The organism is Paenibacillus sp. BR1-192, from assembly GCF_029542445.1.
Taxonomy (GTDB): domain Bacteria; phylum Bacillota; class Bacilli; order Paenibacillales; family Paenibacillaceae; genus Paenibacillus_AQ; species Paenibacillus_AQ lautus_A.
The window spans coordinates 865,683-877,474 of record NZ_CP120718.1; the positions used below are offsets into that span (position 1 = coordinate 865,683).

Here is an 11,792-nt window from a genome sequence, read left to right on the forward strand (position 1 = left end):
TTTTGGTATCCTTAATAACAAAGGAGGGCCTGACCTTGAGTACCCAGCGTATTATCCAAAAGAGCATCGCGTACATGGAGCAGCATCTGGAGGAGCGGCTGACCCTCGCGGATATTGCATCCTATGCCTTACTTAAGAGCCCTCACGTCGATGGAGGATGGCGCTTTTGCAACCATGATGCAGCAGTTCAAAGCCGGCAAGTATGCGGGCAAGCGGATGCGCTTCTCCGGGTTCGTCAAAACCGACAACGTGAAGGACTATTGCGGACTGTGGATGCGCGTCGACAATCACGCCGAAGACGTGCTCCAGTTCGATAACGCGGTCAGTTTAAAGATTGTTGCACGCTCCATGGGTTTAAGGCGCCAATACATATTTAAGCCGATATGATGCGCGTGCTGCCTTCGGTCACGGTGCGAGGAAGATCGTGATCTTCTGCAGGAGAATGGATTAATAGTTGATGTAGCTTATATGGGATTGTTGCACGCTCATCAGGTACCAATAAGGGAAATAAAATGGAGTATAACCTTAAAGTAACTAAATAATCGATGGTTTGTACTTTAAAGTAACCGTATCTTTGATCATAACGTACCAAAATAGCGGAATATCTCACATTGCGCATCGCTAGCGGACACAGCGGACCTTATTTGATGAGAAATAAGGGGATTCGTAAATGTTTCGGACATGAGATCCGTTATTCTCTGAAAACAGGCGGATATCGAACCGGAATTCGTAACATAACGGATCTGGTGTCCGCTTTTTATTGAAATTCAGGCGAATTATTGAAAATAACGGATCTCTGGTCCGGATCGGCCGCATCATGCGCACTGCTCCCTGGCCCACAGTGCGTGGTCCCGGGCATGCTGCTTGGATGTCTGTCGTCTAGCCGCTCGCCTTATACCATCCGTTTTCACTCCTTCGTCGCCAACTCAGCCAAAAACAGTTGAGATACCCGCATCCGTGTCAACAGGCTGTTCCGCTATGCCACCGTGGCAAAACCAATCGGCCTGTGCGGTCATGCAACCGTAGACTAAACCAAACGGCCTGTGCTGTCATGCCGCCGTAGACTAAACCAATCGGCTCCGGGTCGAAACCACAGCAGGTGTCACGACTAATAACGAGCGTGCAGCAACGCCGATAACAAAAGGCAGGTCAAGATATGAAATCTTGACCTGCCTTTTTTACCCCAAACACAGCTGCTATTATGAAGTGCCGCTCAGCTCGAAGCAGCGGAGCGTCTCCCAAACTCTAATGGTGCTGTAGGCTGAGCTACTAATTACAGATAAAGCACCAACGCAATAATGGCAGCGAGCACGATCCGATAGATCGCAAACGGCACCAGCTTGATCCGGTTGATCAGCTTCAGGAAGAAGCGGATGGAGATCAAAGCGAAGACGAAAGCCGCCACGAATCCGGCGATAAAGAACGGAAGAGCCTCCAGCGTGAAGTATTCCCAGTTCTTCAGCAGCGACAGGAAGCTGGCCCCGAACATGATCGGCACGGCCATGATGAACGTAAAGTCCGCCGCCGCGCGGTGGCTCATGCCCAGCATAACGCCTCCGGAGATGGTGGAGCCGGAGCGGGAGAAGCCTGGCCAGAGCGACAGACACTGAATCAGCCCGACGCTGAATGCCTGCCTGTACGTAATTTGATCGACAGACACCACTTTCGGCTCTTTTTTCGAGCTGACCTTGTCGGCAACGATCATGAAGATGGCTCCGATCACAAGACCGATCAGCACCGTTTCGGTAGAAAATAAATGCTCGTCAATGAGGTCCTCGAACAAGACGCCCAGAACGCCGGCCGGAATCAAACCGACGATCACCTGGCTGAGTCTCAGTCTGCCCGTACCGGCCGGTACGCCGGCTTCGGGCTTTTTGCGTTTGAGTCCCAAGAGATCTAGGAAGCGGTCCTTGAACACCACGATGACGGCGAGAATGGAGCCGAGCTGAATCACGACCTTGAACGTGTTGGCTACGTATTTCGTCAGAAACTCCTCGGATTTCAGCCACATGTCATCCACGATGATCATATGGCCGGTAGAGGATACAGGAGCGAACTCGGTCAGTCCCTCGACGATTCCCAGAATAATTGCTTTGAGGATGGTTAAAAAATCCATGACCTGCGGTCTCTCCCTTACTTAAAAATGTAAAATGTAATGATATGAATGATGCATGGCATGAAATGCGTGGTTCCAGCTTAAGCCGATTTTCTCCGCTTGCGGAAGAAGAAGAACAGGAATGCGATCACGGCCACGGCTATTACAGCATAAGCGATATTGGAATAGACGTCCATGAAGGCGACGATATTTTCCCATGAATCGCCGACGGCGGCTCCGACGGATACCAGAATGACGTTCCAGATCAAGGTACCGATGGTCGTAAAGAGCAGGAACATGCCGAACTTCATGTTGGACATCCCCGCCGGGATGGAGATCAGGCTCCGGATCAGCGGAATCATGCGGCAGAACAGCACGGTCCAGTAGCCGTATTTATCGAACCAGGCATCCGCCTTGCGGATGTCTTCTTTTTTGACGCGGAGGATATGCCCCCAACGGTCCACGATTTTCTCCAGCCGTTCGACATCGAGCAGGCGTCCGATCCCGTACAGGATGACGGCACCGACCACGGAGCCGATGGTAGCTGCGATAATGACGCCGGGCACCGTCAGTTTCGTGTAGGTTGTCATGAATCCGCCGAAGGTCAGAATGACCTCGGAGGGAATCGGCGGGAACACGTTTTCCAGGGCAATCATCAGCAGGATGCCGACATAGCCGAACTTCTCCATAATGTCCGTAATCCAGTTTTCCAAAAGTTACACCTCTTTCAAAAGATAAGGAGGCCTTTGCCATCCTTTATATAAGGGTCTGCTTCAGCTTGCGCAGATATTGGCTGCGGATGAAGAAAAAGTACAGGACCTGCATCATCAGGAAGCTGATCAGCACGATGCCCATTTCAGCCGCAATGGATAAATAGAAATAGCTTTGCAGCGCGATGAAGGCAAAGATGCTGTGCACGATCGCAAGTCCGATCGGTACAAAAAACAGCAGCGCGAGCTGTCCTGTAACGATTCGCCTGAACTCCCTGTCCGTCATGCCGAGCCGGGATATCGTGGCATAATGCCTGCGGTCAAAATCCAGATCGGCATAGAGGCGGAAGTACAGGAAACTTCCTGCCGCGATAAAGAACACCGTGCCCACAAGCAATGCCGCGAAGAGCAGCATGTTGTACAGGCTGTCCCGAAGGGCGAACAGCGTTCCGCTGACCGCCAGCGCAAAGGTCCGGTCCATCTCATAGCGCACGGCACCGCCCGGAGCCAAATGGGGAACGATCCCCTCCGTCTCCGTAAAATCGTCCACGTAAAAGCCGGTGTACCGTTCCTGACGGACCGGATCCGTGACGGCGGCAAAGATGTCGTCGCTGACGACAAGACCGCCGAAACGGGAATCGTCATCCATCTCCGGCAGCAAGTATTCCGGCACGCCGACATGATCGGAATAACCGATTTCACGCAGCCGGATGCCGGAATCCCGAAGCCGGTAAGAAGCGTAATCCCGGTTGCGGGTATAAGCTCTGTCGTTTTGCGAAGCAATGAGGACAAGGGCCTCCTCGCCGCTCGGCGGCTGTTCGTCAAACGGCAGTCCCGCCATCACGACGGCCGCCTTATAGTCGGAGAACGCGATCAGCGTCAACGGAATCTCCGATGGACCGGCCTGTGCGGATGCTGGTTCGGCATCCGTATATTTAACGCGAAACGATAGCGTTTCAAACGGTATTTTCCTCGACTCCAGCTCCTGCCGGATTTCGTTCAAATGCTGCTCTTCGGAGGTATCCCCCGTTTTGGCGAGATAACCGATGGCGGCCGGGAAGTCCTCGTTGAACTGCTTCGTGAGCACCGGAATGGAGGCGAATACGCCTACCGAGCAAAAAGACACGGCCAGCACGATCGTCACCATCGAAAACATCTGGGCATGATCCTTCAACCGGTACTGCAGGCTGGATAGCGAGATCAGCTTGGTTCTTCTCCAGGTGAACCGGCGGCTTTCTTTCAGCCTGCGGACGAGAGCAACCCCTAACTGCGAATAAATCAGATAAGTGCCGATCATCGTCATCAAGGTAACCGGGAACATGCGCAGCGCGAGGGTCGATGCGCTTGTCGTGGCTGCCAGGCCGTAGCTGACAAGCAGCAGGACAGCCGCCAATATGGATAACCACGGCGATGTTCTGGGCGCGGTTTTCGGCCGCTGTCCGGACTGGAATAAGTCGATGAGCGCTTTGGGCCGCAGCAGCCAGGACGTGCACAGCGAGATGATGAGGAACAGCAGCGCGTAACTGGCGATCGTCAGCCCGAGCGCTCGCAGACTCAGCCGGAACGGCAGGGGCGGGACTCCGAGAAAGGCCGAGCCTGCCATTAGGAACAGCTTGCCTGTAATGATGCCGAACAGGATGCCCGTGGCGATCGCGCTTACGCCGATGATCATATTTTCAAGAAACACCATCTTGTTAAACTGGCGGTCCGTCATGCCGTGCATGAACAGAATGCCGAACTCGCGCTTGCGGGTCTTCAAGAAAGCCCCGACGGAATACAGCACGAAGAAAAACGAGAATACGTACATAATCAGCTCAGCGCCAACCATCGCCTGGATCACGACCGGATAGAACACCTCGTCCGTGATGGAGGGGTGAAACAGGAACAGCGCGCACACAAAGAAAATCATGACGGAGAATGCGCTGCTTAAGAAATAGGCCGCGTAGGTCCGCTTGTTCCTCAGGACATTCCTAAAAGCGAATTGTCGAAAGGTCATGACTTCCTCCTCCCAGCAGCGCCAGCATGTCGATGATTTTCTGGAAAAAGGCTTGGCGGTTGTCACCGCAATACATTTCATTATATAGTTGACCGTCCTTGATGAACAAGACGCGGTCACAGTAGCTGGCTGCCACCGGATCGTGAGTGACCATGAGAATCGTTGCGGAAGCTTCTTTGCTGGAAGCGGAAAGCGTCTGCATCACTTCTTTGGAGGCTCTGGAGTCCAGGTTCCCCGTCGGCTCGTCAGCCAAAATCAGGGAGGGCTCCTGAATGAGCGCCCTCGCGATGGCGGTGCGCTGCATCTGCCCGCCGGAAATCTCATAGGTGTGCTTGTGCAGAATGGACCCGATCCCGAGCCGGTCTGCGATCCGGTTCAGCCGGATGCCCATTTCGTCCAGCGGCATGCCCTCCAGCGTCAGCGGCAGGACGATGTTTTCCTCAACGGTCAGCGTATCCAGCAGATTGAAATGCTGGAAGACGAAGCCCAGCTCCCTGCGCCGAAACAGAGCCGTATCGCTCCTGCCGAGCAGATGGGGATTGCGTCCGCCTATGATCACTTCCCCGGCCGTGGGCTGATCAATGGTCGCAATCAGATTGAGGAGCGTCGTTTTTCCGCTGCCGGAAGGTCCCATAATACCGACGAATTCGCCTTTGGAGACGTTGAAGTGAATATTGTTCAGCGCTTGGAACGCCACTTTGCCCTCATAGATTTTGGATAGATGCTTGACGCTCAGGATGGGCATATCTTCACTCCTCTATAACGATGTTATCATTGTAAAAGATTCGTTTGCGTCCATGCCATATTCGTAACTTACAGTTACCTTACAACCTTGTAAGGTTTCTTTTGCCCGCGTAAGCAGATCGGGAATAAGCCGCAGCGGACTTAAATAGCTTGTACTGCCGAACCCTGCCATCTGCCGGTGGAATTCATTGTGCGATATGGCCTGCAGCATCCGCAAAAATGATGCGGACCGTCGTTCCTTCATCGACCTTGGATTCGATTTCGAAGGCATGTCCAAGCTTGTCGCATATTTGTTTGACCAGAAACAGGCCCATGCCTGTCGATTCCTGGAATCGGCGCCCGTTCTCTCCGGTGAAATAAGGATCGAACACCCGCGGGAGATCGCTTTGGGGAATGCCGATGCCTTCGTCCCTTATCTCAAGCACGACTTGATTCTCCCGGGTGTAGCCGTTGAAAAAGAGGGTGCCTTGTTCCTTCAGCGTATATCGAACCGCGTTGGTCAGCAGCTGCGTCAGCACAAAAGAGAGCCATTTCTCGTCCGTGGCCACCGTTAATCCGGAATCGATCCGGATGGACGGGTACATTCTCCGCCGGATAAACAGCCGCTTTTGCTCGGACGTGACATTTCGGACGATTCGCTGAAGCGGCAGGTTTTCCACATGGAAATCGCGCTCGAACGTATCGAGCCTGGCGGTATACAGCACGAGATCGAGCCCTTTTTTGAGGCGGTCCAGCTCGTCGCCGATCGCGGCAAAACGGGGGTCGTCATCATCCTGGAGAATCAGGTGAATGACCGAAATCGGCGTTTTCATCTGGTGGGCCCATTGGTTGATGAACTGCAGATGGCCTTCAATTTTATGCTTATAGTTATGCAGATCCGTGGTGTAATGCCGGAACTGGGTTTTCAGCAGCTGATGAAGCGCTTCGGCGAGCGGGGTGTGGGAGGATTCTGCCGAGGATTCGCCGGTGAGGGATTCTCCCGGAAGCGGCTGCTCCAACCGTTTATAGAAGGAACGGTTGGCAATGAAACGGAAGGCGAGATAGCCGACGAGCAGCAGCAAGCTGATGATGCCCGCGTACAGGCTGACCGTCAAATTGCGATAACCGTCCAGCCTATAGATCAGGGTAACGACAAGAAGCTGGGCGATGTAGACAATCATTAAGGGACGCTGTTCTTGCAAAAATAGTCTCATGCTTCGTCCCTCCAGCTCGGTACCAGTCGGTAGCCGCGCCCCCGCACGGTTTGAAGGCCATCCTCGATTCCGAGGGCGGCGAGTTTCTTACGGACGCGGGTGATGTACACATTCAGCGTATTATCGTCCACAAAGGCCTGATCATCCCATATTTTCTCCAGAAGCCGGTCCCTGCTGACGATCTGCTCGGGCTTCTTCATTAACTCGTCCAATATTTTGGCTTCGGTATGGCTGAGCTCCGCTTGGGTCGGTCCGAGCGAAACGGAGAGACGCTCAACGTCAAGCGTGAGTCCGGCGATGCTGAGGACCCGCTCATTCTGACCGGCAGCATAGGACCCGTAGGCCCGCCGGAGCTGGCTCTTGATTTTGGCCATGACGATCTCGTAGTCAAAGGGTTTGGTTATATAATCATCGGCACCGTTCTCCAGCGCCATCACCTGATCCATTTTCCCGTCGCGGGCCGAGATGAAGATGATCGGGCAGGTGGAGAGGCTGCGGAACTGCCGGCACCAATAATAGCCGTCGAATTTAGGCAGATTGATATCCAGAAGCACAAGATGAGGGTCATACGATTCAAATTGATCGCGCACCGTCTCGAAATCATGAACGGACTGCGTCGCATAACCGAATTTATGAAGATATTCTTTCAGCAGGCCGACCAGCCCGGCATCGTCTTCGACAATGAAAATTTTGAACATATCGATCATAGTCCCTTCATTTGACATTCTCGTACCGTCTGTATTGTACCAAATTGTCAGGATATAAGGAAAAATTGCGTGAGCGAAGACAGCGGGGCTTGTCTCGCTTTGTTAAGCGATCCCTCCGAAAAATAATCTTGACGCTTGTGCCATCAGCTGATAATATACTTGATAATTCCAATCGAATAACTATGATAAATAAATTTGAATCGACCAGTCTGCTGGAGATCATGAGCATCCTTCATGATCTCCTTTTTGTCGTACGGACCTCGATTTACTATCAACCAAGGAGCGGGGGGATCAACGATTGCGTGCACAGGATGAATTGAAACTGACGGCGGATGTCCTCGTCATTGGCGGCGGTCCCGCAGGGGCTTGGGCAGCCTGGAGCGCGGCGTCCCAAGGTGCCAAAGTCATATTGGCCGATAAAGGGTTTCTGGGCTCCAGCGGGGCAACGGCACCCGGAGGAACCAATCTGCTATATTTGCCCCCTGACCATAAGCTGCGCGATGAAGCCGTGGCCCAGCGGATGAAGGAGGGCGGTTATTTATCGGAACCGGATTGGATCCATCGCGTGCTGGATCAGGTATACATCAACCTGGAACGCGTGGAGGAATGGGGATACCTGTTTCGCCGCGATGAGAACGGGGTCCCCATGCGAGACCATTTGCAGGGCCCGGAATATATGAAGCTGATGCGAAGCGCGGTCAACCGGGCGGGCGTACGGATCATGGATCAGTCCCCGGCGCTCGAGCTGCTTGCCGACGAGCATGGGGTCGGAGGAGCACGAGGCATATGCAGGCAGAAGAACAAGAATTGGGAGGTACGGGCACAGTCGGTTGTCATAGCTACCGGCGGCTGCGCCTTTCTGAGCAAGGGCCTTGGCTGCAACGTGCTCACAGGCGAAGGACTGCTCATGGCGGCGGAGCTTGGCGCCGAGCTATCCGGTATGGAATTCAGCCGCCAATATGCGCCGAGCGCGGCGTTTGGCACGGTGACCCGGGGGCGGCTTCTCAACTGGGCGACGTATTATGACGAAGACGGGAATACGCTGTACAGCCCCGGAGGGCCCAGGCCGCATGATTTTCTGCCGACGATGCTCCGCAAAGGACCGGTATACGCCATGCTGAATCATGCCGACACGGAAGAGAAACGGCGCATTTTAAGGCAATCGCACGCCATCTTCTTTGTTCCGTATGATCGGGCGGGAATCGATCCCTTTAAGGAGCGTTTTCCCTTGACCCTCCGCTATGAAGGGACGGTCCGCGGAACCGGAGGCATCCGGATCACCGGCGAAGATTGCGCGACGACGGTACCGGGTCTGTACGCCGCCGGCGATGCCGCAACCCGGGAGCGGGTGACCGGTGCCAAGTCGGGCGGAGGGGCTTTTAATGCCTCTTGGGCGATTTGCTCGGGAACGTGGGCTGGCGAATCGGCGGCGAAGCATGCGTTGAGTACGCGTTCTTCTGCGGACGGCCGTCGCCTGCAAGGTGCGGGGCGGGCCGGAATGTCCGATCCATCCGCAGCGCATGGGCAGGGAATGGATGCATCCGGCCTGATTCAATCGGTACAGCGGGAGGTGTTTCCGCTGGATATCAATTATTTTCGCAGCGAACCGGTCCTGCAGCAATCGCTCGAACGGCTGAACGGGCTATGGCCGGAAGTGTACGCGAAGGTAACCGGGGGTTCGCGCGAGCGGATCAAGGCAAGGGAAGCGGCGGCCATGGCGGCAACGGCAAGATGGATGTATGCGGCTGCGCTGACCCGGCGGGAAACCAGAGGGATGCATACCCTTCTGGAATACCCGGATCCGAATCCGGACCAGCAGCATCGTCTGACCGTAAGGGGGATCGATCATATCCAGGTATATCCTGAGGGGCGGCCGCCCCGGCAGGCAAGCCGAGGTACCATGGACGCTTGCCGACACTATGGTGGTTCAAGAAATAGGAGCAGTGAAGCCGTGGGGGCTGCTGCCTGGATCGCGGCAGCGGCCGGGGAGGTGGAAGGCTCATGATCGAGGTTGTCAGTCAGCAGCGGTGCATCGAGTGCGGCCTGTGCGTCAAGGTCTGTCCGACCAATGTATTCGACCGGACGGAGACGGGGCTTCCGGTCATTGCCCGTCAGGAGGATTGCCAGACCTGCTTTATATGCGAGGCTTATTGTCCTGCCGATGCTCTGTATGTTTCTCCCTTTGCGGATATGGAGCAGAAGGTGACGGAAGAAGAACTGATCGCGGTAGGGATCATCGGAAGCTGGAGGGAGACGGTCGGCTGGGGACGCGGGCGGACCCGGCTGGCCGAGATCGACGAGACCCCGTTCATCGATCGGATTCTCCCCCGGCGAAGTTAAAGCAGGAACTAAACCAATAGCATTCATACTGTCAACCATTCTAATGGAGACATTCCTTCGGTATTTCGAAGAATGTCTTCTTTTGTATTCGAGGAGAGAGGTGCGCTTATGAAACGGGTTTGGCTGATGTTCAGGTTAGATGATGAAAGCTTTGCGTTTCCCGAGCCGGAGCGTGATCGCAATGAGTGACCATGCACGATTGTACCGGCACGACCCTCCGGCTCCGGTCCACGGCAGCGAGTCGCTGGTACCGGAGCCCGCCGCCGGGCAGCGGCAGATGCTCTCCCCGGGCGAAGCAGGTGCCGGGATATGGAGGAAGTCGCTGGGCACCTTTGCTGCGGGCGCGGTTCTTCCCGTGTCGCTGCTGGTTTTATGGCAGGTGCTCGGCGACCTTGGTTACATCTCGGAGCTGCTCTTCCCGACGCCGCTTCGCATTGCGGAGGCTTTTGTCCACTTGGCGGGCTCGGGTGACCTTGGCGGTCATGTGCGGATCAGTTTGGTTCGTGCCGCGGCGGGTTTCGCCCTTGGAGGGGCTCTCGGCCTAGCCTTCGGTATTCTGGTCGGGGTATTCCGCATATCCGAGCGGGTGCTCGATCCATCCATTCAGATGGTCCGCATGATTCCGCATTTAGCGGTTGCGCCGCTGTTCGTGCTTTGGTTCGGAATCGGGGAGTCGTCCAAAATACTGCTGATCGCCAAAGGGGCTTTCTTTCCGCTCTATATCCAAACCTATCTGGGCATCCGCGGCGTGGATAACAAATGGTTCGAAGTAACAAGGGTTCTGGGTTTCACGCGTATCCAGCAAATCTTCAAGCTGGTCATTCCGTCCTCCCTGCCGCATATCTTCCTCGGGATCCGGCTGTCTCTCGGGCTGGCCTGGCTCGGGCTGGTCGTTGCCGAGACCATGGGCTCCACGTCCGGCATCGGCTATTTGATGACGGATGCCAGACAGTTCAGCAAAACCGCAACCGTGTTCGTGTGCATCGTCCTGTTTGCCGTCATCGGCAAAGCAGCAGACGCCGCGGTTAGGCTGATGGAGCGCAGGCTGCTGAAATGGAACGACAGCTATGAGGGCTAAAGCACGGCTTCTGATTCCAAGAGAGAGGAGGAGACACGATGAATAACGCGAACGAACTTGCGCTGCCTGCGGCGGGGCAGCCACCCGCTGTATCGCAGCCGCCCAATCCTGCTGCCGCGCGTTCCAATCGCCGGCGTGCATCCTTACTACGGGCCATTGCGCTCGGATCGGCCCTTCCGGTTCTGGTGCTGGCCATATGGCAGCTGGCAGGCAATCTTGGCTGGATCGATGCGTTCTTCCTGCCGACGCCGGCGGCGATTTTCGAATCCCTCTGGAATCTGATCGCCTCGGGCAAGATGGCGACCCATCTGGGCATAAGCATCGGCCGCGCCGCTGCGGGCTTCGCCCTGGGAGGCAGCCTGGGCTTGATATTCGGCCTGCTGACGGGCTTCTCGCGCAAGTCGGAAATATTCCTGGATCCGACGGTGCAGATGCTGCGGATGATCCCGCATTTGGCGATCGCCCCGCTTATTATTTTGTGGTTCGGATTCGGAGAAACGTCGAAGGTGCTGATCATTGCGAAGGGAGCTTTTTTTCCGCTGTACGTCAATACGTTTCTCGGCATCCGGAGCGTCGACAAAAAGCTGTTCGAGGTATCGAGGGTGCTGCAGTACAGCCGGGTTCAGCAGATCATCAAGCTGATCATCCCGTCTTCGCTGCCTAACCTGTTAATGGGACTCCGCTTATCGTTGGCGGTATCCTGGCTCGGGCTCGTCGTTGCGGAGCTGATCGGTTCGCAGTCGGGGGTCGGGTTTCTCATCAATCTTGCCAAGCAATCCTCGTTAACGGAGCAAATTTTTGTGGGTGTATTGGTTTTTGCCGTCGTCGGCATGATGGTGGATCTGTTCGTCCGTTCTCTGGAACGCCGCTTGCTGAAGTGGCGGGATAGCTACAAGGGATGATCCGGCTTCGTGAATGAGAGAACAGAG

General features: G+C 55.2%; 10 protein-coding genes and 1 pseudogene. 5 read left to right on the plus strand and 6 right to left on the minus strand.

Annotated features, from left to right (window positions below; all coding sequences use genetic code 11):
- Window positions 1-129: 129 nt before the first annotated feature.
- Window positions 130-339: pseudogene (locus P0X86_RS03790) on the plus strand (AraC family transcriptional regulator); the annotation flags it as partial.
- A 934-nt stretch (window positions 340-1,273) separates the two neighbouring features.
- Here P0X86_RS03790 and P0X86_RS03795 read toward each other — a convergent pair.
- From P0X86_RS03795 to P0X86_RS03820, 6 genes are all read right to left on the minus strand, one after another.
- A complete protein-coding gene (locus P0X86_RS03795; RefSeq protein WP_036664481.1) occupies window positions 1,274-2,116 on the minus strand; it encodes an undecaprenyl-diphosphate phosphatase in 843 nt (280 codons plus the stop codon).
- Window positions 2,117-2,196: 80 nt separating this feature from the next.
- Entirely contained in the window at window positions 2,197-2,808 is a 612-nt protein-coding gene (locus tag P0X86_RS03800; protein ID WP_009594880.1) for a DedA family protein, read from the minus strand.
- A 43-nt stretch (window positions 2,809-2,851) separates the two neighbouring features.
- Window positions 2,852-4,801 (minus strand): ABC transporter permease, encoded by a 1,950-nt coding sequence (locus P0X86_RS03805; RefSeq protein WP_192569764.1) that lies wholly within the window; start codon window positions 4,799-4,801, stop codon window positions 2,852-2,854.
- On the minus strand, window positions 4,776-5,546 hold the full coding sequence (locus P0X86_RS03810) for an ABC transporter ATP-binding protein (RefSeq protein ID WP_192569763.1): 771 nt from the start codon (window positions 5,544-5,546) through the stop codon (window positions 4,776-4,778). The genes P0X86_RS03805 and P0X86_RS03810 overlap by 26 nt, the downstream gene beginning before the upstream one ends.
- A 184-nt stretch (window positions 5,547-5,730) precedes the next feature.
- Complete coding sequence (locus P0X86_RS03815; RefSeq protein ID WP_012818977.1) at window positions 5,731-6,738, minus strand: HAMP domain-containing histidine kinase; 1,008 nt, start codon at window positions 6,736-6,738, stop codon at window positions 5,731-5,733.
- Entirely contained in the window at window positions 6,735-7,436 is a 702-nt protein-coding gene (locus tag P0X86_RS03820) for a response regulator transcription factor (protein ID WP_036664555.1), read from the minus strand. Before P0X86_RS03820 ends, P0X86_RS03815 begins: the two co-directional genes overlap by 4 nt.
- 307 nt (window positions 7,437-7,743) lie before the next feature.
- Here P0X86_RS03820 and P0X86_RS03825 point away from each other — a divergent pair, with 307 nt between their 5' ends.
- From P0X86_RS03825 to P0X86_RS03840, 4 genes are all read left to right on the plus strand, one after another.
- Window positions 7,744-9,450 (plus strand): FAD-dependent oxidoreductase, encoded by a 1,707-nt coding sequence (locus tag P0X86_RS03825; RefSeq protein WP_277747819.1) that lies wholly within the window; start codon window positions 7,744-7,746, stop codon window positions 9,448-9,450.
- Window positions 9,447-9,785: a 4Fe-4S dicluster domain-containing protein gene (locus P0X86_RS03830; protein ID WP_012818980.1), complete on the plus strand. Its 339-nt coding sequence runs from the start codon at window positions 9,447-9,449 to the stop codon at window positions 9,783-9,785. The genes P0X86_RS03825 and P0X86_RS03830 overlap by 4 nt, the downstream gene beginning before the upstream one ends.
- A 181-nt stretch (window positions 9,786-9,966) precedes the next feature.
- A complete protein-coding gene (locus P0X86_RS03835; RefSeq protein WP_277747820.1) occupies window positions 9,967-10,863 on the plus strand; it encodes an ABC transporter permease in 897 nt (298 codons plus the stop codon).
- A gap of 38 nt (window positions 10,864-10,901) precedes the next feature.
- Window positions 10,902-11,765, plus strand: coding sequence for an ABC transporter permease (locus P0X86_RS03840; protein ID WP_012818982.1), 864 nt, complete (start codon window positions 10,902-10,904; stop codon window positions 11,763-11,765).
- Window positions 11,766-11,792: the final 27 nt, after the last annotated feature.

Coding starts and splice junctions, on each gene's coding strand:
- P0X86_RS03835 (WP_277747820.1), top strand. CDS start 9,967: ATGAGTGACCATGCACGATTGTACCGGCACGACCCTCCGGCTCCGGTC.
- P0X86_RS03805 (WP_192569764.1), bottom strand. CDS start 4,801: ATGACCTTTCGACAATTCGCTTTTAGGAATGTCCTGAGGAACAAGCGG.
- P0X86_RS03815 (WP_012818977.1), bottom strand. CDS start 6,738: ATGAGACTATTTTTGCAAGAACAGCGTCCCTTAATGATTGTCTACATC.
- P0X86_RS03820 (WP_036664555.1), bottom strand. CDS start 7,436: ATGTTCAAAATTTTCATTGTCGAAGACGATGCCGGGCTGGTCGGCCTG.
- P0X86_RS03830 (WP_012818980.1), top strand. CDS start 9,447: ATGATCGAGGTTGTCAGTCAGCAGCGGTGCATCGAGTGCGGCCTGTGC.
- P0X86_RS03810 (WP_192569763.1), bottom strand. CDS start 5,546: ATGCCCATCCTGAGCGTCAAGCATCTATCCAAAATCTATGAGGGCAAA.
- P0X86_RS03840 (WP_012818982.1), top strand. CDS start 10,902: ATGAATAACGCGAACGAACTTGCGCTGCCTGCGGCGGGGCAGCCACCC.
- P0X86_RS03795 (WP_036664481.1), bottom strand. CDS start 2,116: ATGGATTTTTTAACCATCCTCAAAGCAATTATTCTGGGAATCGTCGAG.